This is a genomic window from Vibrio sp. FF145 (assembly GCF_041439075.1).
GTDB classification, from domain to species: Bacteria; Pseudomonadota; Gammaproteobacteria; order Enterobacterales; family Vibrionaceae; genus Vibrio; species Vibrio tasmaniensis_A.
Window position 1 is genome coordinate 78,031 of record NZ_JBGONH010000002.1, and the last position, 23,659, is coordinate 101,689.

The window sequence follows — 23,659 nt, forward strand, 5'->3', positions numbered from 1 at the left end:
GTCTGTAAAGAAAAGAGCCTGCAGAGAAAACGCTCTCTAAAAATGAAAGAGAAACAAGGTGTCAGCCTTTGAAAGAAGGCTGACACAAGATTCCGAAAGGAAGAGGAAACCCGTACTGGTGAAGATACACCGGGCGGCACGTATTTAGGTCAATCGATCTAGTCAGGACAAATAATAAGGGGTGAGTTCACTTACCCCAAATAACGTGAAAGCTAACCAACACACTGTAAAAACGAATGCTTCAAATGATGGCAACGATCGGTTCTGAATGGCTAGCAAAATCCTATAACTATAAGGTGGTGAGCAAAATGGATGCACATCGTTCTACCTACACTGAATCAGCACTACGTGACGCGACTGTCGTCATGGCACCGGAAAGGCTAGGTGCAATGCACCAAACACGTATCAGCTTCGTTAGAACTCTGATTCGTAAAATGGCCCAGCAAGAATGGAAAGTGACGAAACATGAGTGGCAATTAGACGCTCAAGGTTTTGGTCATGTTATCTATAAGCTTGCGACGCCAAACCATGTTTATCATTTGGTTGTTTTCTGCGATGAGATTGCAGATGACGAACGAAATGACCGTGTAATTGCTGAAAAGTGGGACGTAACGTTTGCACTTGTTCTTGGTGATGTTGATGTCACCCTACTTGAAAGACTTCGTGCGAATGTACCGCTTCAAGAAGCCGGCCGTAATCCTAACAATGTGCTTGTTTTAGCGCGTGCAAACAAAAGTGTACGTGTGTTTGAACATATCGTTAGTCACCTGGCTAAAGGTGTTCAACCAACGCCCAAAGAACTGGCTGAAGTAGGCTACATCCTGCGAACCACTGCCGTTTATGGTAATGGCAAATTTGGCATCGCTGATTTTAAAATCTTAGAGAAAAATGAAGATTTCAATCAGTCGTTTAGCGCTCAAATGTGTGCGGTGTATATGCTGCGTGAGTTCAGCTTAGACTGGGTTCATTACCTAGCAGAGCAACAAGGCGGTGAACAAGCGATTACCTTGCATCGAGGATTACAACGTTACCTTGGTGTTGGTAATGCAACTGGTTTAGGCATGGCGCCATACCTTATTAACCACCCTAGTATTGTCGATCAGTGGATGACGACCCGTGAACATGCATTGGCGGGCGTGTTGTCCAGTGAGACTAATACGGCGTTGATCGGGCCACTACGTACCTTAGTTAAAAAAGCGATTTGTCATTTAGAACAAGTCGTTACTATCAATGAAACACAACAAGAGCTGAACAAAGCTGCTGTTGATGATTTGAAGCACACAGAACAATCATTAGAAGCTTCTGTCAGCCTGTGCGATACATGGTCGCAGTTAGTCGAGCAATCTAAGCAAATGAGTATGGAAGCCCAAGAAATCCTTATCTCATGTTTGATGGAATTGTACCCAGAATTAGTGGACGCCCATCAAGAGCAAATGAATTGCAGCGAAACACTGTCGCTTCCTAGCGGCAAAAAGATTCAAGACCTTCTGGTTGTACTAGAAGAAAAGTACCGTTGGGCGATCACGACCGACTTTACTAAAGCAGAAAACAACTACTGGTTCTGGTATCGCTCTCAAGACAAAGAAGAGCCAAGGCTCGGAGTTCGAGGCGAAGAGTTGGGTGAAGAGCGTGAACTGCCGTTGGATATTGGCCGTCAAGCTTATCGTTTGTACCATGCTTTATTGCAATTTGCGCCTGAGCTTTCATTGGCCGAATTCCTTGTTAAACAGCCGCAACACCGTGCGATTGCGCGCCGTGTGTGGACGCTAGGTAACAAAGCGATGGGTGACATTCAAATGAATGTGCTGCATCAAGATTCGCCGCCAATGCACTTACTGCGTTGTAAGCTAGCAATGTTTGGTGCGACTAAATTTGATCCTCGCTCAGATCGTTGGGTACGAGTGACGTTTTTCCAAGGTGCGCCATTGCTTGATGAAATTCATCAGGACGAATGGGTGTTCCCACTGTTACCGAGTGAAGCGGAGATGGCTGACTCAAATCAAGTTCCTACACATATCAACGCTCAACATGGAGGTAAATCGTTATGATCGTTTCTCACAATGAACTGGTAGCGGCCGTTAATAAAGCCTTTTTGGGTATGCGTCGTACATGTGGTGAAGCCGATGTGATAGCGAACATGGTGGCAGATTTACAGATGGTTGGCTTGGATGGTGTTCGTCATTTTAATAATGCGAGCAACTTTATGGGGTTAGAAGACGATTGCCCTGTAGACATTCAAGTGCGCAGCGATAACACTGTTGAAGTTGACCTGCACAAGGCGAGTTTGGCGTGTCACCTTCCTGTGGTTATCGATTACGCCATTGAAAAAATGGTCGGTAAAAAGACGCTGAAAATTGAGTTAAATAATTGCCACAACCGTTGGTTGGCGTACAGCGAGCTTGTAAAGTTAGCTGCGAAAGGTATTGCGTGCATGGCACGTTGGGATAACGGTTCTAACCCCAAGAGCACTTTGTATGTTCTTAATCGTGGTTGCGTTGCTCCGGAACTGTTTTTATCAGATTTGCCACTGGCATCGTACGAACATATCCACAATATGACCATCGAACTTTCCGTCCAGGATTTCGATATCGAACGTTTGTCAGATGGCTACCAAACACACATTGAATCAGAAGCGCTTTTTAAAACTCAAGAGAAAGCGTGGAACGATGGCATTGAAGTTGATGATGGGGAGTGGGCGGCACTGAAAGAGACCGCTACCGCAATCCTAGTTCAGAGCAGCGAACGCTCGACTCAAGGTGCCGGTGAACTGACGGCTTCGTAGTCGTTAGATTTAATAGGTTCATTAGAACTAACAGGTTCGATAGATTAACAGCGAGTAAGCCAGTTAGTTTATCAACACAGATAAAACCAAAGAGCTTAACGTATCCTCACCTCGTTAAGCTCTTTTTATTTGTCTCCCGTTTTCATCATTTCTCTCAATAGACCGCCCCTTAAGCCTCCTGTTTTGAAACAAGTTGTTACGCGTATAAAGCTGATTGGGCGATTTAATGAAGTACCTTCACATTCAGGTTCAACAAACGGTTTCATTTACAAGCTAGTATGCGTATCTTGCTAAGGAAGGTGCCAACGGGCGCCGTTTTTATTCGTACCGATGACTTTAGAATCAGATAAAAAGGAATGAAGCGTGCAAGCTAACTTTATTGATGGAACCACCCTGTATCGTCAGCACTCGTTTGAGTTGCCACTCGACTATCAAGCAAAAGATGGACAACAGATCCAAGTCTTCGCACGTGAGCTGGTTGATCTCGCTAAAGATGGGCAAGAACTGCCGTGGCTTATCTACTTTCAGGGCGGCCCAGGCTTTCCATCTCCTCGAGTGAGCGGTCAATCAGGTTGGCTAAAGCGTGCATTACAAAACTATCGTGTTCTGCTTCTAGACCAACGTGGGACAGGCAACAGCACGGTGATCAGTCATGAAATCTTGGTCCATCTGTCTCCAGAGCAACAAGTCGAGTACTTAACGCATTTCAGAGCCGACAATATCGTTCGTGACGCTGAAGCGATTCGTGAACAATTCGCTGTTAAGCAATGGTCTACAATTGGCCAAAGCTTTGGTGGTTTCTGCACCTTGAGCTATTTGTCACTGTTCCCACAGAGCTTGCAACGTTGCTACGTGACGGGCGGCATTCCTTCTATTGAACGAGAAGCTGACGATGTTTATCGTGCGACTTACAAGCGTGTAGAAGACAAAAACAGAGCCTTCTTTGCTCAGTTCCCACAAGCACAAGCTATGTGTCGCGAGATCTCTGATTACCTGCTTAACAATGATGTGAGACTGCCAAACGGTCAGGTGTTTACAGTTGAACAGTTCCAGCTAATAGGTATTAATCTTGGTGGCGGCGAAGCAAACCTTCCAATGTATTTCACACTGGAGAGTGCGTTTGTTGAAGTGAACGGAAGCAAGCAGTTGAGCTACAGCTTCTTAAATCAAATGCAGCAAGAGCAGGGCTACCTAACGAACCCAATCTACGCTATTTTGCATGAATCGATTTACTGCCAAGGTGCAGCGTCTAACTGGTCTGCACACCGAGTACGCGAGCAGTACCCACACTTTAACTATCAATCGGGTAGCGAGTTCTGGTTTACCGGAGAAATGGTGTACCCATGGATGTTCGACCAACTAGAAACGCTTAAGCCATTACGTGAAGCGGCAAATATGTTGGCCGAGAAGTCGGACTGGGGCGCTTTGTACAACGCAGAGCAGCTGAGTAAGAATACGGTTCCAATGGCATGCGCAGTTTACGCTGACGATATGTACGTAGAGCTGGATTACAGCCGCGAAACACTGGCGAACATTCCAAACTCAAAAGCGTGGATTACCAACGAGTATGAGCACAATGGTTTGAGAATGGATGGTGAACGAATTGTCGATAAGTTAATGACGATGGTTGATGCGTTAGAGAACCTGCCAAAATAGTCAAACTCTCTGCGTAGGTTATCTACGTTAGAAGCTATCGATGTTAGAAGCTCTCTACGTTAGAGACAAGATACGCTAGAAACAAGAAAACGCTGCATCCGTGCAGCGTTTTTTTATGTCATCAAACTCTGTTTTACTCAGTATCGTATTGATTACTAAAGCGAGTAAAACAGAGAGTTTAAGAACCGGGAGGGATAGTTCCTAAACTCATTATGGTTGGATGACGATATCTTGATTTTCAGTAGTCGATAAGCTGGCGCGGTTCTGTTCGATAAGTTGAGCCGCATAAGAGGGAGTCACAGCTTGAACTTCGCCCTTGGAACGAATAGTTAGTGCTTCCCACGCATGATCACGGTATTTGCCTGTTTGTGTATATTCAATAAGTACTCTCATGATTCTTCAATCCGATGTGTGGTTAACGTGCTACTAACATTAGCGCCATTGTTGAGGTTGCACACCTGTTAAAAATGGAACATAAGATTAACCAAATGAGAATGCGTGTAACTTGAAAAACAGACCTTATTGAACTGATCTTAACTAACAGTATTTATCGTACCTAACTGCATTCATCGTAACCAACGGTACTTATCGTAAATGGCATCCATAAAAAACGCTGCACAGTGGCAGCGTTAAAGTTGAGAGCGGTTGAAGATTACTTAGCTGTTTTCTAAGCCAACAATCTTGCGTGCAGACATCACTGCGCTATCCAAATCGGTCAATCTACCAGCACTTGCTGGACCAAGAACTGATGAATACAAAGCCAACTGCTTCTCAAATGATAAATCTAATTGGTTATATAGATTTTGGCGGATTTGAGCGTGTTGCTGTGGCTTTGCGCTCGACAGACCTTCCAATGTATCGTAGATGAGTGTAGTTGTATCCATAACTGTCCTTAGTACATCTTTAGAAAATTTTGCATATTATGCACTTGGTGTCATCTTTGTTCTGCGAGATTGATCGCATTATGTGCAGCTCTGCTTAATTGTGTAATCAGTTAGTTATAATTGTGTTGTGGTCTCAATCGTTGAGAGTGTCAGTTTGATAACAATTAAAAGGAGACACGCTGGTCTCCTTTTAATTGATTAAGCCGTGATAGAAGTAACGTATTGTGGCTGCTTACCGAGTAAATTGAATACGTACAGAACCTAGCGAATGTTAATGTTCTTATCTCGACTTTCGTACATTTCAGGTGTGGTGTGTAACCCTCCAGCGTAACCTGCAGCTTCAAGAGTTTCTCTTACCTCTCGAACGTGTTCTGCCGTTACTGGTTCCTCTCTATCTCCAAGGTGCAATCGCACGAAGGTGATCAACTCAGCTAACCTTTGATCCGACAGCACATCTTCAAAGCTTGCCATTGGCATGAAGTTTCTGTCTTTGTCGAGATAGGTGGGTTGTAGTCCACGGACGGTTACCGCGATGGTGTTGAATGGATCGCTGTGCATGATTATGCCGTTATTCAACAGAGTAGGGGCGATAGGGTCACGTCCCTTACCATCGTCACCATGACAGGCTCCACATGTCTGGCGATACGTGGTGTAAATGTCAGTCGCGTAAGAGTCTTCATCAAACCCTTTGGGCTGCAACGGAACGGCGTCACTGCTGATGGTGTTGTTGATGTCACCACTGAGTAGGTAATAGGACATCGACTCGATATCTTCACGCGTCATCAAGCTTAGGCTGTTTTTTACTACGTCTGCCATGCCCGCAAAAGCAGTCCCTTTGTCTGAGTGACCCGTGTGTAAGAAATCGGTCAGTGTCGCTTCATCCCAACCATCGACATACAGCTCGTTGGCCGTGATATCGGGCGCATTCCAACCGTCAATCAAGTTACCTTGGAAAATACGTTCGGGTATCAGAGCTTGAGCAATGTTTCGAGGGGTATGGCACTCAGAGCAGTGTCCAAGACCAGCCACCCAATATTTCCCTTGTTGCCATTTCTCAACGTTTTCGACTTCCGATTTAAGTTCTTCAGGCACTTGATAGTCAATCGGGTCGGTATCCATGAACACAATGTTCCACCCGAGCAGACCTAGACGTATATTCGAGGGAAACATCATGCTGTTGTCGTCATTGCGGCGAGGCACCGCGGTGATTGACTGCATGTATTCCCACAAGTCGAGCATGTCTTGGTCGGTGAGGTATTGATAAGAGGTGTAAGGCATTGCAGGGTACAGGTAACCATTCTTACCTTTGCCTGCAACTAACGCGGCTCGGAAATTATCAAAATCGTAAGTACCAATACCTTCCGTTGTATGGGGTGTAATATTGGTTGAATATACGGTGCCGAAAGGGGTCACAAACGGCAGGCCGCCAGCAAAAGGTTCGCCACCTTCGGCACTATGACACGCGACACAGTCACCGGCATAAGCGAGGTATTCACCACGTTCAACAGACTGAGCTTCTATGTTCGCGAGTCTTTGCTGCTGCTCTGAGCCCGCATGTCGAATGTAAGCACCCAGTGCGAGTATCTCGTTTTCCGTAAGCTGTTTATCAAATGCAGGCATCAGGTTGTTCAAGCCTTTGTTGATAGTGTGCTGAATTTCTTCAATACTGCCGCCATGCAGCCAAATATCGTCGGAAAGATCAGGGACGCCGATCGCCGGATTCGCGATAGAACCATCGGCGTGACAAGATGAACAATATTTTGCAAACAGCTCTTTGCCGACTTTAACTTTTACTTCTGGAACATCGGTATGGCGTTGATTGAGCGAAGCTAAGTAGTAAGAAACCTTAGCCACTTCATCGGGGCGCATTATCTCGCTCCAACCCGGCATCGCGCCATTTCGCCCTTTGGCGATCGAATGAATGATCGCTTCATCACTACCACCATATAGCCATTCTTGGTCAATAAGGTTAGGGAAGTGTTTCTGACCTTGAGCGTTGTCGCGGTGACAAGCCGCGCAGTGAGTTTGGAACAAGATTTGTCCGCTGTTTACTATTTCGGGTATGCCAGACAATCCTTCGAGGGTGGTTTCCGTTGTTTGAGAGAATTGCTCGTTTAACGTTGTGCTGGGTGAGCTGAGTTTGTCGTCACTTTGCTTCCAATCGACTAACCCTTCCCATTCACCAAGCCCGGGGTAGAGCACCAAATAGCCAGCAGACAATAGAAAGGCAATAGCATAGCTAATGAAGAGTAGTTTTGGCGGTGGCGCATCCTTTTCTTCAATGCCATCAAAAGTGCCAAGGGTGTGGTCTTGATCGGCTTGGTGATTGCTACGCCAATATTTAACGACAACAGACACCATAAGAACGAAGAAGATTAAGGTTAAAATTACCGCCCATAGATTCCAAAATGCACTCATTGTGATACCTCCTGTGACGTATCTTTACCAAGGCTTTGTAGATAGCGGATCAGAGCTTCACCTTTGGTTTTCCCTCTTACTTGTAATCTGGCATCACCTATTTCTTGGTCAGTATAAGGAACGCCAAGTATGCGGAGGGTTTCCATTTTGTCGCTTATGTCGTCGCCTGACAGAGTCTGTTCAAATAACCAAGGGTAGGCGGGCATGATCGATGTCGGTACGACTTTTCGAGGATCAATTAAGTGAATAGCATGCCACTGGTCAGAATACTTTCTACCTAGGTTAGTGAGGTCCGGCCCCGTGCGCTTAGAACCCCACAAGTTAGGAAATTCGTAGATGTCGTCTGCTTCTTTGTTTGGGCGACCATTACGTTTCACTTCAGGCTCTAGAGGGCGAACCATTTGTGTATGGCACACATGACAGCCTTCACTGATGTAGATGTCTCGTCCTGCTAACTCTATCGGTGTGAGTGGCATCGCTAAGCTGCCTTTGGCAATATCATCGCCACGGACAATGCTTGGCACTACCCAGACCAATAAAGAGAAGGAGGCCACGACAACAGTGGTCAAAATTAAAATGACGATTGAATGTGTAAAGTCTTTACTCATCATTTAAGCCCCCTCATTAACGGCGTGTTTAGCGTTATGTACTACTGGCATACGAACGGTTTTGTACAAGTTGAAAGCCATTAAGAACAATCCAAGTACAAACAGCGCGCCACCAAAGAAACGCATGAATAGCCAAGGTGCTTTAAAGTCCATAGCCTCTACAAAACTGTAAATCAGTTCGCCATTTTCATTTTGAGCGAGCCACATATATCCCTCGCCGATGCCTGCGATCCAAAGTGCTATCGCATAGATGGCGACGCCAGCATGAGCGAGCCAAAAGTGCCATTTAATCAGTCGTCGTGACCATAGTTCGGTTTGGCCCCATAAGCGTGGAATGAAATAGTAAAAAACCGCTATCCCTGACATTCCAACCCATCCGAGAGCCGCGGAATGTACGTGCCCGATGATCCATTCGGTGTTGTGTGCCACTATGTTGAACCAGCGAATAGCGAGTAGCGGACCTTCGAATGTTGCCAAGCAGTAGTAAAGAATCGCTGAGAAAAAGAATAAAAGAATGTAGTCGGACTTCAGCTTTTCTTTGTTTTGTAGGAGGGTCATTGCGCTATTAAACGCACCGGCCCAAGAAGGGAGCCACAGGATCAATGACATCACGATTCCGATGTTCTGAATCCAGATGGGAACGGAAGAGTAGACTAAGTGGTGCGTTCCGGCCCATGTGTAAAAGCCGACCAAGCCCCAGAAATGGATCACAGACAAACGGTATGAGTAGATAGGTCGGTCCGCCGCTTTAGGTATGAAATAGTAGTTCATACCAATCACACCAGCGGTCAGTAAGAAACCAACGGCATTATGTCCCCACCACCATTGAACAATCGCATCTTGAGCGCCTGCAAACACAGAGTAGGACTTCATCGCCGATACTGGCATCGCTAGATTATTCACAATGAAAATCATGGCAACAACGATAATGAATGCTGCGAAGAACCAGTTAGCGACGAAGATATGGCTGACTTTACGCTTAGCAAGGGTGCCAAAGAACAACACTGCATAGAGCACCCACACCAGTACAATCATTAAGTCGATTGGCCATTCAAGTTCCGCATACTCTTTTGAGCTAGTGTGGCCACCAGGCAAGGAGATGACCGCGAGCAGTAGAATAAGTTGCCATCCCCAAAAGACCATCCACGACAGGCTTTTATTGAACAGCTCACAATGGCCAGTTCGTTGGGCAATATAGAGTGAAGTCCCCATTAGAATATTCACCACAAACCCATAAATAACGCCTGAGGTATGCAGAGGGCGAAGACGACCAAATTGGAAATATTGAGAATCGAAATTGAGCACAGGCCAATACAATTGAGCGGCGAGGATCACGCCGATGATCATCCCCACAATCGCCCAGATTAAAGAGGCGATGATAAAGTATCTCACGACCTTGATGCTGTATTGCGTTGTCACTTGTTCCATAACAAGGCTCCTTGCCTACAGTTTTGATTTGCTGTCTGTTTTTGAGTCGCTAACTGAACTTGATTCCTTGCCGAGCATTGAATAGAAGTAGGAGATATCTCGGATGTCTTGGTCTGAAAGTATGTCGGCTTGTTGCTGCATGAGAATTGCCAAACCACTGGTTCTTTCCCTTGTCTGATAATCTTTCAGTGAGGAAATGAGATACCCTATTTTTTGGCCACGAAGGTTCGGGTAGGGATCTTGAGTTGAGATACCATCAACGCCATGACAAGTCATACACACCTTGGCTTTTTGTTTTCCTAACTCGAACTGCTCGTCGTTAGATTCTGCGTAAACTGGATTCATGACAGCCGTCATTAGCAGAATGGAAAGTGCGGTTATGGGGTTAAACTTTTGCTTATTTAATCTCATTACGTATTCCCTTATTGAAGAAAAGAGCGAGTGCTTGATGAACCTCAGAAAACACTCAGCTTGGTGTAAAGGTTATGCATGCATAAGCGTTCTCGCTACTTACTGACTCATATTTATTGTCAATTTTGTTAGTCAGTACGTATTCAGTGGCAGGATTGGATTACTCATTGTCTTTAAAAAACAGGGATTACTTGTATGAACGCTAATTAAAGTCTTATTGAGATAAGGGGAGGTGTTGTTCGCAACTGGTTACAGGAATGAAACATTATTTGAGAAAGATTCGAACAGCATCATTGAGAAAATAGACAATGTCTAAGCAAGTCAAATGACCAATATGAACTAGACTCAAATTAGTGACCTTTTAAAATGGAGTTTAAAATGAGAGCTGCACTTCTGTTTATACTTTCACTGTGTTCATTTTCTATTTTTGCAGCATCGGAACTGACAATATTCGATCACTTAGGGCAAAAACATCAATTCAGTCGAGAACAGCTGTTATTGCTTCCTCAAAAAGAAATCACCACGTCATTACCTTGGCTGGATGGAGAATTGGTTTATAGTGGTGTGGCCTTACAAACGGTGCTTGAAACTATGGATTTACCCATGGCCTCGCAGGTAACTTTTGTTGCACTAAACGACTATAAAATAGCGGTGCCCAAAGAAGACTTTGACGACTACCAGCCGATCATTGCGATTAAACAAAATGGCCAATTTATGTCAGTCAGAGAAAAAGGCCCGTACTGGTTGATATATCCACTTTCTTCGACTCCAGACATTGATAACACTGACTTCCATGCCAAGATGATCTGGCAGATACGCGATATTCATTTGTAAGGACTTAGTATGAAAAAGCTGTTGTCATTGACTGCAATTAAAGTCGTCGTGTTATCTTTAGCGGCAGTGGTACTCACCATTAATATCTACAGTGTGACCCGCATTAACGATATCAATAAGAGTTTTTCCACCCGACAAAATGAGGCAACGTGGTTCGTTTTTCAATTGGTGAAAGAATACGCCAATTTCTTGATGGTAAGCCGTTCTGAAACTATTGATTATGATGAGTTATGGTTAGCGTACGATATTACGTGGAGCCGATTTGACATATTAATTAACAGTACTGAGTCCTCCAATTTCATCAAGTCAGCAAACTTTAAACCTTATTTTAGTGCGGAATTTGACAAATTTAAGAGCTTGGAATCCTCAATTAAACTGGTCAGTCAAGGGTTGTTGCCCAAGGAATCTCTGCAGAAAAAAGTCGATATTTGCTACCACACACTCGTCGATTTTATTAATGACAAGTTTCGATTACAAAGCCCTGTGATTGAAGAAAACACCTCAATGGTTGATAACTTGGTTACTGTTCATCGGATCAGTAGCGTTTTTCTTGTTGGCATCTTGTTATTGACTGGGATTATTTTTTATATGGATTTTTCTATTAAAAGAAAGCTCTACTCTACGGATTTTATTACAGGATTTCGCAATCGAATTTCGTTGATGAAATTTGTTAAGAATAGCTACTCGAAGGACAAAAACTTTGATCTCTATTTTGTCCGAATCAGAAATCTTACCGAGATTAATCAAAAATATGGCCTTGAATATGGGGACCTTGTGGTGAGCTCGGCTGCTAAGTCTTTGACCACAAAGATCCCTGAAAGCACCATTTCGTTCCGTAGCAGTGGAAGCCAGTTCTTATTCTTCATTCCTGATCATTTGTACGCGAGTGATGAAATTCAGGACAAGTTTAACGACGTCCTTAGTGATTACATCTCTGCAGGTAACTTAGAGTTAATGATTGACGCCGTAGTGAGGCACAAGAAGAACATAAGCTCTAAAGACATGATGGAGCTGTTGACCTCGATGCAAGGCTAAGCTTCTAAAAGGTTTGGTCGTGGTTATTAAGTAGTCATGCTTTCGGAATACGACTACTGTTTCTGATTGAGTGCCACAATCCTTTCGTTAGAGCTTGGTTCTAAAAGGGCTTGTTGATCCAGAATAGTCTGCGGATTGTGGTCACGAACAAATTCAATGAACTCAATGTAAGTGAGTGGTTGGCTGAAAAAATAACCCTGTATTAGGTCGCAGTTGGCTTTTTTAAGGTGATGATATTGTTCGAGAGACTCGACACCTTCACCAACAACGAAGGTGTCACAAGAGTGCCCTAAGTTAACCATGGATTCGACCATCTTTCGGTCAGCTTTGTCGTCGACGATATTATCGATAAAGCTTTTATCAATTTTAAGCTCATCGACAGGGTAGTGAAGAAGTTGGTTAAAAGCTGTATAGCCTGTACCGAAATCGTCAAGAGACACTTTTAAACCTAAGCTCCTGATACTTTCGATAGTCTGCACTGTAAGTTTACTGCTTTTAACGTAACTGGTTTCGGTAATTTCTATAATGATGTTGGCTGGTGGTACTTGATAACGCTCGATTACCTTTCGAATATTGTCGGCAAAGGTACGATTGTAAAGTTCCATCGCTGAGATATTTATTGATAAGCTACCTGTGTACTTGTGAATTTCAGAGAGCTCTTTATAGCTTTTTATTGCGGTACTAATGACCCACATGTCGAGTTTGGATATTAGATTGCTCCTCTCCGCGACTGGAATGAACTCATCTGGACCCGCTTGAATGTCAAACAGTGCAGGGCAGCGAATGAGACACTCAGCGCCATCGATTTGCAGGGTCTGAGCATTGAAGATGGGCATAAAGCGAAGTTCAAAGTTGTCGCTTTCACAACACTCCAATAGCCTTTTTTCGATAACGTCATGTATTTCTAGTGAATGAAGTAGTTCTTCGCCGTAAACGATTCGGCTTTCTCCATCACTGTGCGCTTTGGCATTAATCAGCATCTCATCGATGCATCGGTGCCATATCTCCTCGAACTTAGGGGTATCGACGGGTAGTACACCTGTTGCAATTGAAAGCCTGAATCCGTAGTAATCTAGGAAAGTCGTACCCGTTAGGGTGTTGTTAATGTTCTCGATTTCTTCGTTTATTGATTGGTGCTCACCCATTTCCAATATGGCAATGAATTGGTTTCCTCCTAGCCTTGCAACTGAATAGTCGTTGCAACTGAAGCCGAAAGAGGATTGTTGATTCTGCAGGGTTTCTCTTAGTGTTTTGGCCAGACTAACGAGTACATTGTCACCTACTTTTGCACCATATAAGTCATTGATTTTACGGAAATCGATAATATCCCAGCAAACCAGATAGCAATGAGGGCTTATCGAGCTTTTTAGACGCACATCGAGGTGTCGGATGAACGAGCGTCGGTTGGCTAATTTAGTTAATTGATCAAATTCAGCTTCGAACTTTAATTCCGTGAGTGAATCAATGTAAGCGTTCTTCAAACCATCAATTTCACTGTGCCCGGATGAACGTTTGAAATACCTCAGTTTAAGTCCGCCAATCGATATCTCGTGTAGTAGATCTTTGAGTGGACGTACTAATTGGTAGCGCACCACCATGTGTACGATGAGCATAATAATGAATAGTGTCGTCAAACTGCCAAGTAAGGTCTGCTTAGCAATGATAGATTTTTCCTGATTGAATTTTTTTTCGCGAATATTAACTTGAGCGAGGAAGTGACGGCTGTTCATCTCAACTTTGATTCTGTCTTTGGTTTGTTCAAACGATTTGATAACAAACTGCGTATTCTCTATGTGTGCAGTATTCGATGATGGCTCAATCAGAAGCTGCATATTGTCATCATCGTTGTATTTTATTAGTAAGTTGGATAGTTGTTTTAATGGACCATCTGCAATCAGTATGTATCGATTTAAGCTGTCGTTTGCGCGTTTGTCTTGTGGGAGCAAGTAAGGGTCGATTGCAATAACGTAAGCGTATCTAAGTTCACCACTCACAGAGATATATGAGAAGCCTTTATGAGACAGCTCGTTTTTATTGATTAACGAGGTATAGATATCGAAGATTTTTTCATAGATGTTATCGGGGATTTTTAACCCTTCGAAAGGGTCTGCTCGTAACGTAGATAGCGTTAACTGGAACTTAGGGTCAACGATATAGATGTTACGTTGACCAAACTGGTTAACGTGACTTTGGTTTAAGACGCGAAGCACTCTTTTTTCCAGCAGGGACAAGGTTGTGTAGTCACTAGGGTTTTGAATATATCGCAAGAACTGTAGCGATGAACCAATATCTTTTACAAGCAAAGATAAACCAAGTTGCTCGTACTCAGCGGCCACTAGCGCTGTGTTTACGTCGGATTGCACCTCGTCTAAGTACATGTGTTTCGCATGGTTGGAGGCTAAGTTGTAAGTAACCATTCCGCCTATTGCAAATACGAACAATAAAGTAGGAATGAGCACAAAGTAGAGCTTCTTTAATACTGGCATTAATTATCTCAAACTGTCGACAATGCGGTTACGAATTTGAATGCTATTGGGTTCGAGTTGCTGATACAGATAGCTGCGTTCTAAAACCTCTTTGCTAGGGAAAAGCTCCGGATCATTTTGGTACTCTTGTGTTGTTAAGGCTTTTGCTTTTGAGCTTGGAGTTGCAAACCATGAATCCATTGCGTTTTGAGCGGCGATCTCGGGTTGCGACAAGAATGATAGAATCGTTGTTGCTTGTGCAGACAACTCTCCGTTATTAATCGCAGCAATGCACTCTAACCATAACGTTGTGCCTTCTTGAGGCACAGCGTAGGACCAAGAGGCATCAGGCTCCAAATCATTGAGTACATAACTGTCACCAGAATAACCGTAGGCAAGGTCGATGTTAGCAAGACGTTCGGGTTGGCGAATATAGTCGATGACGTATTCGTTGCTTTCTAGGTGTGGCTTTTGAGCTTGCAGGGTTTTATAGGCAACGCGAAGTTCTTGCTCATTATTGGTGAATGGATCAAATTGATTTGCTAACAGTGCAGTACTCACCAAATCCGTAGGTTCGTAATACATACTTATACGGCCACTGCTGTTCGTGTCTGGTTCGAGAATAGCGTTCCAAGAGGTGGGAGTGTTTACTTTGTCACTGCGATATAAGATTCCCGCAGTCCCCCAAGCGTAGGGAATGCCATACTCGCCACATCCATCAACCCACCGTGAATCTATGTTACCAGCAATGGATTGTTGTAACTCACTGAGATTATGAAACAGGTTCTGCTTGGCTAACGCATTGAGCTTTACACTTTCTATAATGACTAGCTCAAATGCGCCACGACGTTCGCTCAATAGCACTTCATCTCTGATCGACTCATCAGAAAAAAACTGTTGTTTCAAAGAAATGCCGTACGTGTCACTTAGTTGGGTCACGACGCTATTGGATAGAAATTCATCCCAATTGTAGAGATAAATATCATTTTGTTGGCTAAACGCTGTGCCAGTTAAAAAGGATGATGACGCAAGAACAGAAACATAAAATGCTTTCACTGACGGATTCCTTTCCTACTTTGCTTAACTAAATCGTAGCCCAAATTTTGCGACATAGCTCAAATTTAGGTCTCTAATTTCAGTTCAACCTAACGCAATGCATCTAGGTGTGAAAATCCTATGAGCTAATTGGAACTAAAAGTAAGCTTTGAGCACAAAATCATTATGTTAAATCAAGGGGATATCAACCTTTGACCGACGAACGCCTGAAGAAGTGCACGAATGACTCATCTACTTCCGATTTGGCACGACGAAAACACGGGATTTGTTTGATTATTAGGTTGTTAGTAAATATATATTCATCTACTTGAGCATTTTTTCGTTAGTTATGCAATAGTAGGGCATTAATTGAACGACAGGAGGTTGGTTTATGGATGCAGGTTTAGTTGGGATTTTTGTTACCGTGGCGATTGCTCACTTTTTGGCGCTATTGAGCCCCGGACCAGATTTTGTGATTGTGGTAAAGAGTGCTGTTAAAAATAAGGGTAGAAAAGCACTCGGCGTTGCATTCGGTATTGCCAGTGCCAATGCAGTCTATATTGGTTTGTGTCTTATTGGGGTCGGTTCTATTTTGGCAGCTTCGGTTTCAGTGATGATCGCTTTAAAAATTATTGGCGGCTTGTTTCTGGTGTACCTTGCAGTTCAAGCGATAAGAGCGAAAAAATGTAATTACAGTAATATCGATGTTGTCGAAGAAGGTGTCTCCATTCAAACCACTTTTCTTAAAGAATTTGTTACGGGTTTTCTATCGGGAATCCTTAATCCTAAAAACCTTTTGTTCTATTTGAGCTTATTCACGGTTGTACTGAATAATGAGGTGGGTTTCATGTTTAAATTAGGGTTAGGCATTTGGATGACAGTGGTTGTGTTTGTGTGGGATGCCGCGATTATCTTCCTTTTATCTGCACCTAAAGTTCGACGAGAGTTTACACGTGTTGCTTACTATATTGATAAAGTGACAGGAGTTATGTTGGGTCTGCTTGGCTTGACCATTGTGAAATCTGCTCTGGTACGTCAGTAGATTCAATAAAGTTACCATTGTTGAGTAACCTCACGTTTGTGGCACGATACAATGCCTATGTGCCGCGAATGTGTGCTTGTTTCCTACCAGGGCTGATACGTTTTATCTCTTATCTGCCCGATGTTAAACCCTCAGCTTAATCCACCAATTCTTTTCATAACTGCTTGTTTATCATTCCTTAGTTCTTAAATAAGTATTAATAATGTTGCTGTTGAACACTTGTAGCACGGGGTGTTTGTGCTTATTGTAGGCTGCAATGTCTATTCGATATCAGCGCTAGGAGCCATTGTGAATTTAGAGATATATCAAGTGGATTCGTTCACAACTCAAGCTTTTAAAGGAAACCCTGCAGGGGTTTGTATTTCACAAGAACCTTTAGAAGAGTCGTTGATGTATTCGATTGCTGAAGAGATGGCAGTATCAGAAACGGTATTCTTAGCCCTCAATACGATGACGTTGAAATGGTTCACACCAGAAGTTGAAGTCAAATTATGCGGTCACGGTACGTTGGCAACAGCGCATGTGATGAAGGAAAGAGGGTTAGTCAATGTGGGTGAGGTTGTGACGTTTGATACGCTTTCAGGGGAGCTATCTGCCACAGTTTGTGACTCCACAATCGAGCTTGACTTCCCAAGTACTGTGCTTGATCTTGGATTGGATACTAATAAAGATTTGCTTGAATATTTAGGGCTGTGTGAAGCCCAAGTCGTGTCATACAGTGAGTTCGATACCAAGCAGTTTATTGAGGTTGTCAGCGAACAAGTTTTATTAGATTTATCACCAAACTTTGATGCTCTAAAGCGTATTAAAGGTCGAGGCGTTGTTGTGACAGCATTGTCGTCGAACTCTGAGCTTGATTTTGTTTCGCGCTATTTTGCGCCGTGGGTGGGTGTTAACGAAGATCCCGTTACGGGTTCAGCGCATTGCGCTCTCACACAATACTGGTCCGAGAAACTAAACAAAGCGCATTTCAATGCTTACCAAGCGTCGCGCCGCGGTGGGTATGTATCGACAGAGCTATTACCGAATGGTCGTATAAAACTGATGGGGTCTGCAACCACCGTAATCAGTGGTACTTTAAAAGTCTAAACTTCAATATCATTCATAAAACAGTAATGTCGTTATTTAGAACGGAAACGTCATAATTTAAATCTGCTAGGTCACTACTTAAGGAATAATCGTGTCAGCTTTTTATCTTTCTCAGGTATTAGTCGCAATTGCTATTTGTTTCGATCTTCTGTCTTTTCAATTTAAAGAGAGGAAGAAAATCGTCACATGCTTGTTTTTTGCAGGCGTTCTTATTTCTAGCCACTTTATTCTTCTTGAACAATGGACAGCGGCGAGCCTAATGACGATCGCCACTATTCGATATTTGACGAGCGTGTTTTCTACGTCACCCAAATTTAAATATTTGTTCAGTTCCATGTCAGTAGTCGCAACGGTTGTGACTTACTCGGGGCTCACTAGCATATTGAGTTGCTTTGCTTCCGTATTTCAAACCTTTGCAGCCTTCAATAAAGATGACCGTCGATTAAGAGAGTTGATGATCATCGGAACTAGCTTTTGGTTGGTTCACAATTACTTAGTTGGTTCTCCAACTGCTGTACTGATGGAAGCGCTATTTATCTGCAGTAACTTGGTTGGCTATTATCGTTTCTATTTCAGAAAAAGTGCTGTGGCTTAGGGCTTAGGGCTTATAGCTCAGGAGCTCAGGAAGCTAGGCTTTAGATAAAACGATAAAACGATAAAACGATAAAACGATAAAACGATAAAGCACTGCACCATATTCATCTAACAAGGATTAGGAGAGAGCGATGTCAAATATCTACTCGAATGTGCCTTCGTCAATACCCGACGAAATCTTCAACGACATCATTACTACTGAGAATGTGCGGATTGAAAGAATAATATCTCATGGGCACAGTTCTCCAGAACAAGGTTGGTATGACCAAGATGAAAACGAATGGGTTATGGTGGTAGAGGGGCAAGGTGTTATTGAGTTCGAAGACGGACGTGTCGTTACCTTGTCTAAAGGGGATTACATCAATATTGCCGCGAGAGAGAAGCACAAGGTTATTGGTACGGATAGAGACGTTGTGACTATTTGGCTAGCTGTGTTTTATCGTTAGTATTGCTATCAAGTAGTGAATAGGCAATCAGCAATACATGAAAGGACTGTGTCGTGGTTAGAATTCGAAATTACCAAGTTAGTGATGCCAAAGCATTATGGGAGATCTATTTCCATACCGTCCGAAATATTAATGTTCGTGACTATTCTCAAGAACAAGTTGAGGCTTGGGCTCCAAGTGACTTTGACTCCGAGGTGTGGGAAAAGTGTCTGCATCGTATCCAACCTTTTGTAGCGGAGTTGGATGGCCACATTGTTGGCTATACTGACTTGCAACCGAATGGGTTGATAGATCACTTCTTTTGTCATCATGAATATCGAGGTAAAGGTGTAGGGCGAGCTTTGATGGAGCATGTATTCGAGATTGGTCGATTTCGTGGTGTATCGAGATACTTCTCTGAGGTGAGTATTACCGCTAGGCCTTTCTATGAGCACCTTGGCTTTAAGTTAGTGAATGAACAGGAAGTCGAAATACGTGGCGTTAAGCTGACTAATTACGTGATGGAGAAAACCACTAAGTAGCCATTAACGTTATGTCTAGTGTAGGTAAAATTGGATATGCTCAACGCTTAGCCCAGTAGGTTAAAAAGGGTGTGAACTGTCACACCCTCAAAGAGTTTGGTTTGCCTGAGACTTTCTTTCTATTTGATTATTTCGGGAGCAAGACCGTATCAATTACGTGGATTACACCATTGCTTGCTTCCACATCAGCCGCAATCACTTTCGCATTGTTAATCATAACCGTGCCATCGCTTACGCTTATCATCACGTTTTGACCTTGAATTGTTGTCGCTTTGTCTATTTTCATAACGTCTGCCGCCATCACTTTCCCTGCGACTACATGATAAGTTAGCACGGCGACTAATTTGTCTTTGTTTTCCGGTTTCAAAAGCATATCGACAGTACCATCTGGCAACTTGGCAAATGCTTCATCGGTTGGAGCGAAAACGGTAAAAGGTCCTTCTCCTTTCAAAGTATCTACAAGTCCACCCGCTTTAACAGCAGCAACAAGTGTATTGAAAGAGCCATTTCCTACTGCGACATCGACGATATCTTTTTTCATCTCATGATGATTGGCGTTAGCGAATGCACTAAAAAAAAGTGCAGCGACAAGAAGAGATAGAGACTTACTAATTTTATTAATCATGTTGGAATCCTTTGAGTTTGTCCGTTATTTTCGTCAGGTATTACGAAAGGCTCAAAGCGATGGATCAATTTATACCAATCACAGTAAGTAAGTGATCAAAAATAGCGCAGGAAAAAAGCTTGAGAACAAGGCTGCTCTTTTCAATAAATAGTTTCGATAAGTAGTTATTCTACAATCAAAAAACCTAACGACGTTATCGAGATTTTTAACAAGCTAGGGTGAACAGTTATTTACTACGATTGGTATTATTATACCTTTGAGCTATTTGATTCGAGAGCGAACTTTACTCTATGAACAGGCGAGTGAGGGACTTCAATGGTGCATTTTTAGTATTTGAGTTTGTTATTTATGGGCTGTGGCGACTGTTTTATGGGCTATGACGATTATTCAATTATTTCTGTCACTTACGGTTGTAGCTACTCGTTGCTATCCGTAATATGAAAATTAGCTTAAGGATAGAAATAGACAGTAAGGAATCACTTTGGAAATACAAATTAGACATCTTGAAACCACAGACAACCAAGACATTTTTGATATTTATCGTCATTCATCAGTATCAGAAAATACCTCACAAAAACCTTTCCTTAGCTCTGATCAAGTGGAGCGATTGTTTGGTCATTCAGACCATTTCACTTTAGTCGCAGAAGTGTCAGGTAAAGTCGTTGGGCACATTACCTTATTCATGACGACTAAGGTGAGAGACCGACATAGTGCTGGCTTAGGGATTGCGATTCACCCTGATGCACACGGCAAAGGGGTTGGGAAGGCATTAATGAAAGAAGCGATTAATCAGGCTGATAATTGGCTTAATCTGGTCCGTCTGGAGCTAGAGGTTCATGCCGATAACAACGCTGCCATTGCTTTGTATGAACGAGTAGGTTTTCAGTTAGAAGGCACTAAAAGGCTGAGTACATTCAAAGGCGGGAAATACATTGATATGTTGTTGATGTCGAGGATTAGACCTGATTATCGTTGATTGTTAGACCTATAACGTCCTATTTAGATGAAATCAAAGAAGCTGGCAGTGTGCCAGCTTCTTTGGTTTGAACGAGATATTTTATAGATTTGTTCGTAATCGAATCTACTTGTTCACGTAATCTTTGAATTTCTGCTTCGTTTCAGCATCGGCTTTTTCGTACCAAAAATACAACATTTCTTCAGCTGTGTTAGCCGCATTTCCATCAATTTTTGCTGGAAGTGTTACAGGTTGAACAACCGCCGCTGTTGTACCTATAGCTAGCGCAGCAATACCGCCTTTCTGGTTGTATTCTTTTGCTTCTTGAGGGTATTTACGTCCAATTTGCATACCGTCTTTAACTAGCTTGTCTTGCTTAACGCTGATTTCATTCTGGTTCTCGTCAACAAGGCTCCACTCTAAGTTTTTAAACCCAGATTTTGCTTCTGCTGTGTTGCGGTATTTTGGCAGATCGAAAGTCAGTGTGGTATCAGTCGCATCGAATGTTGCGATAACAGCGTCGCTGTCTACGAATTCACGATCGTTACCTTTATCAAATGCAAGTTGATATTGGAATACGATTTGGTTTTGGCCATCTGGTAACGTCAGTGTTTTATGAGAAGAGAATAAGCCGCCGTCTAAGTCAGGCTTAGCTTCGTTAACCGCTAGAATATCAACACTGGATGGAACTTGGATTTCAACGTCAGCTAATACTGAAGGTGCAGCAACGATAGCTGAGAGTAGGGCAATGCTTTGGATTGTCTTCATAATCATACAGTTGTTAGGGTGAGTTAAAATACAATCGCACGCATATCTCTGTATTTCAAGTGATGTCCGTGGGATTTGAAAAAATTTGCGTAATCTTAACGTAACGGTCATAAACGAGGCGAGTTACAAGGCTATGCGAGTAAATGTATGCGGATAACCTTGTTCGTCACTCGTTTGTTAAAGGCTTATGTGGGACAGTTTTCATTGTTGATATACTGAAAAGCCGTGATAGCACTTGAGCTATCACGGTTTGGTTTCGCTTTCCTAGGTTGGTTAAGCTTTAGCTAATTATTTAGCTTGCGCTGCTGCCGCTTCTAATTGCTTAAGTTTACCTTGAAGCATGTAAGCATTTTGGTTGAAGTTACCAGGGTTCAACACTTGGCTTTGCTGCATTGGGTAGTCAGGTAGCGTGTTCATGAACTCTTGTACTTTGCCGCCTACTGGTACGAATAGCCACATGTTGTCTGCCATCCAGCGTAGGTACATGCCCGATTCGTGTGGTGCTTTTTCGAATGGGTCAGCACGTAGGTGAACTACTTGAGGCCAGTTTGGTTGGAAGCGAACTGCATCAACAATGTTACCGTCCATTACTGCGAACGAAATCTTGAAGTCATTCCAACGAACTGCGTTTAGCTCAGCGTTAGCAGAGAAGTAAAGCATGCTGTCACGAGGGCCTTTCTCTTCTTTGCCTTGGAAGTAAGGTAGGAAGTTGTAACCATCTAGGTGAACACGCCAGTTTTTACCGTTGTAAGTTGCACCTTTATCAGACGCAAGTTTCTCAACCACTTTATCATCACCAGCGGCTGCTAGTAGAGTAGGGATCCAGTCTTGGTGCCCCATGATATCGTTGATCTTAGTTCCCGGTTTGATAGTACCAGGCCAGCGAACTAGCTGAGGAACACGCATGCCACCTTCGTACGTTGTACCTTTCTCACCGTGGAAGTAAGTAGCACCACCATCAGGCCAAGATACGGTTTCTGCACCGTTATCGGTAGAGTAGATGACGATAGTGTTGTCTGCGATTTTAAGCTCATCAAGCTTGTCTAAAAGGATACCCACTTGGTCATCGTGCTCTAACATGCCATCAGCGTAGATGCTGATACCCGATGCGCCTTGGTATTTTTCTTGTAGACGAGTCCACACGTGCATACGAGTGGTGTTGTGCCAAATGAAGAATGGTTTGTCAGCTTTCACTGCTTTTTCCATGAAGGCTAGAGATTCTTCTAGGAACTCTTCATCCGCATGCTCCATACGCTTACGCGTCATTGGGCCTGTATCTTCAATCTTACCGTCAGAAGTCGATTTGATTACACCACGAGGGCCAAAGTTCTTACGGAACTCAGGGTCTTTAGGGTAGTAGTATGTCTCTGGCTCTTCTTCCGCGTTTAGGTGGTACAGGTTACCGAAGAACTGGTCAAAACCGTGGTTCGTTGGAAGGTGTTTGTCTTGGTCACCCATGTGGTTCTTACCGAACTGAGCTGTCATGTAGCCTTGTTCTTTAAGAAGGTCTGCGATCGTTGGAGCCCAATCAGGGATACCGTGGTCCGAACCTGGCATGCCGATAGTCAATAGACCAGTACGGAAAGGTTCTTGACCTGTTAGGAATGCAGCACGACCAGCAGTACACGATTGTTGACCGTAGTGGTCAGTAAATAGTGCGCCTTCGTTAGCAATACGGTCGATGTTAGGTGTTTCGTAACCCATCATACCGTTGTTGTATGCACTGATGTTGAATACACCAATGTCATCACCCCAGATAGCAAGAATGTTTGGTTTTTCTGCTGCTGTTGCCGCTGAAGAAGCTGCTAATAAGCCAACACCTAATGCTAGTTTATTAATTTTAGTACCCATAAGGACTCCGATTCACTTTTAAGATTAATGCGTTAGAACAACGCATCGATGAGTAAATGTTATTCTCAAAATTCCGTTACGTCCTTTTATAGTGCTTATAACCAATCGTTATGATGCATGGTTAACTTGCTGATTAAATTGAATTTAGGCTGATGGTTACCAGAAACCCTTAGATAACATGTGTGATCCTTATCATGTTTGTTGCCGTAAAC

At 43.2% G+C, this 23,659-nt stretch carries 22 protein-coding genes; 11 read left to right on the plus strand and 11 right to left on the minus strand.

Going from position 1 to position 23,659, the window contains the following annotated elements; genetic code table 11:
• Positions 1-245: 245 nt before the first annotated feature.
• The 3 genes from ACED42_RS01410 to ACED42_RS01420 all read left to right on the plus strand — a co-directional run bounded on the left by ACED42_RS01410 (position 246) and on the right by ACED42_RS01420 (position 4,438).
• Positions 246-2,048 (plus strand): hypothetical protein, encoded by a 1,803-nt coding sequence (locus tag ACED42_RS01410; protein WP_371701088.1) that lies wholly within the window; start codon positions 246-248, stop codon positions 2,046-2,048.
• The gene (locus ACED42_RS01415; protein ID WP_012600771.1) at positions 2,045-2,782 is read left to right on the plus strand and encodes a DUF3726 domain-containing protein; all 738 of its coding nucleotides are present in this window, start codon (positions 2,045-2,047) and stop codon (positions 2,780-2,782) included. Before ACED42_RS01410 ends, ACED42_RS01415 begins: the two co-directional genes overlap by 4 nt.
• Positions 2,783-3,145: 363 nt before the next feature.
• Positions 3,146-4,438, plus strand: coding sequence for an alpha/beta fold hydrolase (locus tag ACED42_RS01420; RefSeq protein ID WP_371701090.1), 1,293 nt, complete (start codon positions 3,146-3,148; stop codon positions 4,436-4,438).
• A 210-nt stretch (positions 4,439-4,648) separates the two neighbouring features.
• Here ACED42_RS01420 and ACED42_RS01425 read toward each other — a convergent pair whose 3' ends face one another.
• From ACED42_RS01425 to ACED42_RS01450, 6 genes are all read right to left on the minus strand, one after another.
• A complete protein-coding gene (locus tag ACED42_RS01425) occupies positions 4,649-4,831 on the minus strand; it encodes a hypothetical protein (protein WP_017102586.1) in 183 nt (60 codons plus the stop codon).
• 263 nt (positions 4,832-5,094) lie between these two features.
• Positions 5,095-5,322 carry a PAS factor family protein gene (locus ACED42_RS01430; RefSeq protein ID WP_004730426.1) on the minus strand — a complete coding sequence of 76 codons (228 nt, stop codon included), beginning with the start codon at positions 5,320-5,322 and terminating at the stop codon, positions 5,095-5,097.
• A 261-nt stretch (positions 5,323-5,583) separates the two neighbouring features.
• A complete protein-coding gene (locus tag ACED42_RS01435) occupies positions 5,584-7,740 on the minus strand; it encodes a c-type cytochrome (protein ID WP_371701092.1) in 2,157 nt (718 codons plus the stop codon).
• On the minus strand, positions 7,737-8,351 hold the full coding sequence (locus ACED42_RS01440; protein ID WP_009844942.1) for a cbb3-type cytochrome c oxidase subunit II: 615 nt from the start codon (positions 8,349-8,351) through the stop codon (positions 7,737-7,739). The genes ACED42_RS01435 and ACED42_RS01440 overlap by 4 nt, the downstream gene beginning before the upstream one ends.
• The gene (gene ccoN, locus ACED42_RS01445) at positions 8,352-9,776 is read right to left on the minus strand and encodes a cytochrome-c oxidase, cbb3-type subunit I (protein ID WP_371701094.1); all 1,425 of its coding nucleotides are present in this window, start codon (positions 9,774-9,776) and stop codon (positions 8,352-8,354) included.
• A 15-nt stretch (positions 9,777-9,791) separates the two neighbouring features.
• On the minus strand, positions 9,792-10,187 hold the full coding sequence (locus ACED42_RS01450; protein WP_371701096.1) for a cytochrome c: 396 nt from the start codon (positions 10,185-10,187) through the stop codon (positions 9,792-9,794).
• A gap of 366 nt (positions 10,188-10,553) precedes the next feature.
• Between ACED42_RS01450 and ACED42_RS01455 the strand changes: the two genes are divergently transcribed.
• On the plus strand, positions 10,554-11,021 hold the full coding sequence (locus ACED42_RS01455) for a hypothetical protein (RefSeq protein ID WP_012600765.1): 468 nt from the start codon (positions 10,554-10,556) through the stop codon (positions 11,019-11,021).
• A 9-nt stretch (positions 11,022-11,030) separates the two neighbouring features.
• Positions 11,031-12,056 carry a diguanylate cyclase domain-containing protein gene (locus ACED42_RS01460; protein ID WP_004730440.1) on the plus strand — a complete coding sequence of 342 codons (1,026 nt, stop codon included), beginning with the start codon at positions 11,031-11,033 and terminating at the stop codon, positions 12,054-12,056.
• A gap of 53 nt (positions 12,057-12,109) precedes the next feature.
• On the opposite strand, the gene ACED42_RS01465 is transcribed toward ACED42_RS01460, so the two are convergent.
• Positions 12,110-14,542 (minus strand): putative bifunctional diguanylate cyclase/phosphodiesterase, encoded by a 2,433-nt coding sequence (locus ACED42_RS01465; RefSeq protein ID WP_371701097.1) that lies wholly within the window; start codon positions 14,540-14,542, stop codon positions 12,110-12,112.
• A 3-nt stretch (positions 14,543-14,545) separates the two neighbouring features.
• Positions 14,546-15,577 (minus strand): PotD/PotF family extracellular solute-binding protein, encoded by a 1,032-nt coding sequence (locus tag ACED42_RS01470; RefSeq protein ID WP_017099357.1) that lies wholly within the window; start codon positions 15,575-15,577, stop codon positions 14,546-14,548.
• A 370-nt stretch (positions 15,578-15,947) separates the two neighbouring features.
• On the opposite strand from ACED42_RS01470, the gene ACED42_RS01475 reads away from it, so the two are divergent.
• From ACED42_RS01475 to ACED42_RS01495, 5 genes are all read left to right on the plus strand, one after another.
• Entirely contained in the window at positions 15,948-16,598 is a 651-nt protein-coding gene (locus ACED42_RS01475) for a LysE family transporter (protein ID WP_009844948.1), read from the plus strand.
• 288 nt (positions 16,599-16,886) lie between these two features.
• Positions 16,887-17,687, plus strand: coding sequence for a PhzF family phenazine biosynthesis protein (locus ACED42_RS01480; protein WP_371701099.1), 801 nt, complete (start codon positions 16,887-16,889; stop codon positions 17,685-17,687).
• Positions 17,688-17,778: 91 nt separating this feature from the next.
• Positions 17,779-18,282, plus strand: coding sequence for a YgjV family protein (locus ACED42_RS01485; RefSeq protein ID WP_017099360.1), 504 nt, complete (start codon positions 17,779-17,781; stop codon positions 18,280-18,282).
• Positions 18,283-18,412: 130 nt separating this feature from the next.
• Complete coding sequence (locus ACED42_RS01490) at positions 18,413-18,727, plus strand: cupin domain-containing protein (protein ID WP_017102594.1); 315 nt, start codon at positions 18,413-18,415, stop codon at positions 18,725-18,727.
• A 53-nt stretch (positions 18,728-18,780) separates the two neighbouring features.
• On the plus strand, positions 18,781-19,248 hold the full coding sequence (locus ACED42_RS01495; RefSeq protein ID WP_017102595.1) for a GNAT family N-acetyltransferase: 468 nt from the start codon (positions 18,781-18,783) through the stop codon (positions 19,246-19,248).
• 127 nt (positions 19,249-19,375) lie between these two features.
• Here ACED42_RS01495 and ACED42_RS01500 read toward each other — a convergent pair whose 3' ends face one another.
• Positions 19,376-19,873: a fasciclin domain-containing protein gene (locus ACED42_RS01500; RefSeq protein WP_017102596.1), complete on the minus strand. Its 498-nt coding sequence runs from the start codon at positions 19,871-19,873 to the stop codon at positions 19,376-19,378.
• A 481-nt stretch (positions 19,874-20,354) separates the two neighbouring features.
• On the opposite strand from ACED42_RS01500, the gene ACED42_RS01505 reads away from it, so the two are divergent.
• Positions 20,355-20,849, plus strand: coding sequence for a GNAT family N-acetyltransferase (locus tag ACED42_RS01505; RefSeq protein ID WP_009844954.1), 495 nt, complete (start codon positions 20,355-20,357; stop codon positions 20,847-20,849).
• Positions 20,850-20,954: 105 nt separating this feature from the next.
• On the opposite strand, the gene ACED42_RS01510 is transcribed toward ACED42_RS01505, so the two are convergent.
• Both ACED42_RS01510 and ACED42_RS01515 read right to left on the minus strand, forming a co-directional pair.
• On the minus strand, positions 20,955-21,596 hold the full coding sequence (locus tag ACED42_RS01510) for a DUF2057 family protein (protein ID WP_020477210.1): 642 nt from the start codon (positions 21,594-21,596) through the stop codon (positions 20,955-20,957).
• A 288-nt stretch (positions 21,597-21,884) separates the two neighbouring features.
• Positions 21,885-23,447: an arylsulfatase gene (locus ACED42_RS01515; RefSeq protein WP_004730480.1), complete on the minus strand. Its 1,563-nt coding sequence runs from the start codon at positions 23,445-23,447 to the stop codon at positions 21,885-21,887.
• Positions 23,448-23,659 lie beyond the last annotated feature (212 nt).

Bases quoted from the DNA above. Each gene is read 5' to 3' on its own strand.
- ACED42_RS01410 (WP_371701088.1), top strand. From the start codon at position 246: ATGATGGCAACGATCGGTTCTGAATGGCTAGCAAAATCCTATAACTAT.
- ACED42_RS01415 (WP_012600771.1), top strand. From the start codon at position 2,045: ATGATCGTTTCTCACAATGAACTGGTAGCGGCCGTTAATAAAGCCTTT.
- ACED42_RS01425 (WP_017102586.1), bottom strand. From the start codon at position 4,831: ATGAGAGTACTTATTGAATATACACAAACAGGCAAATACCGTGATCAT.
- ACED42_RS01430 (WP_004730426.1), bottom strand. From the start codon at position 5,322: ATGGATACAACTACACTCATCTACGATACATTGGAAGGTCTGTCGAGC.
- ACED42_RS01435 (WP_371701092.1), bottom strand. From the start codon at position 7,740: ATGAGTGCATTTTGGAATCTATGGGCGGTAATTTTAACCTTAATCTTC.
- ACED42_RS01440 (WP_009844942.1), bottom strand. From the start codon at position 8,351: ATGATGAGTAAAGACTTTACACATTCAATCGTCATTTTAATTTTGACC.
- ccoN (WP_371701094.1), bottom strand. From the start codon at position 9,776: ATGGAACAAGTGACAACGCAATACAGCATCAAGGTCGTGAGATACTTT.
- ACED42_RS01450 (WP_371701096.1), bottom strand. From the start codon at position 10,187: ATGAGATTAAATAAGCAAAAGTTTAACCCCATAACCGCACTTTCCATT.
- ACED42_RS01455 (WP_012600765.1), top strand. From the start codon at position 10,554: ATGGAGTTTAAAATGAGAGCTGCACTTCTGTTTATACTTTCACTGTGT.
- ACED42_RS01460 (WP_004730440.1), top strand. From the start codon at position 11,031: ATGAAAAAGCTGTTGTCATTGACTGCAATTAAAGTCGTCGTGTTATCT.
- ACED42_RS01465 (WP_371701097.1), bottom strand. From the start codon at position 14,542: ATGCCAGTATTAAAGAAGCTCTACTTTGTGCTCATTCCTACTTTATTG.
- ACED42_RS01475 (WP_009844948.1), top strand. From the start codon at position 15,948: ATGGATGCAGGTTTAGTTGGGATTTTTGTTACCGTGGCGATTGCTCAC.
- ACED42_RS01490 (WP_017102594.1), top strand. From the start codon at position 18,413: ATGTCAAATATCTACTCGAATGTGCCTTCGTCAATACCCGACGAAATC.
- ACED42_RS01500 (WP_017102596.1), bottom strand. From the start codon at position 19,873: ATGATTAATAAAATTAGTAAGTCTCTATCTCTTCTTGTCGCTGCACTT.
- ACED42_RS01510 (WP_020477210.1), bottom strand. From the start codon at position 21,596: ATGAAGACAATCCAAAGCATTGCCCTACTCTCAGCTATCGTTGCTGCA.
- ACED42_RS01515 (WP_004730480.1), bottom strand. From the start codon at position 23,447: ATGGGTACTAAAATTAATAAACTAGCATTAGGTGTTGGCTTATTAGCA.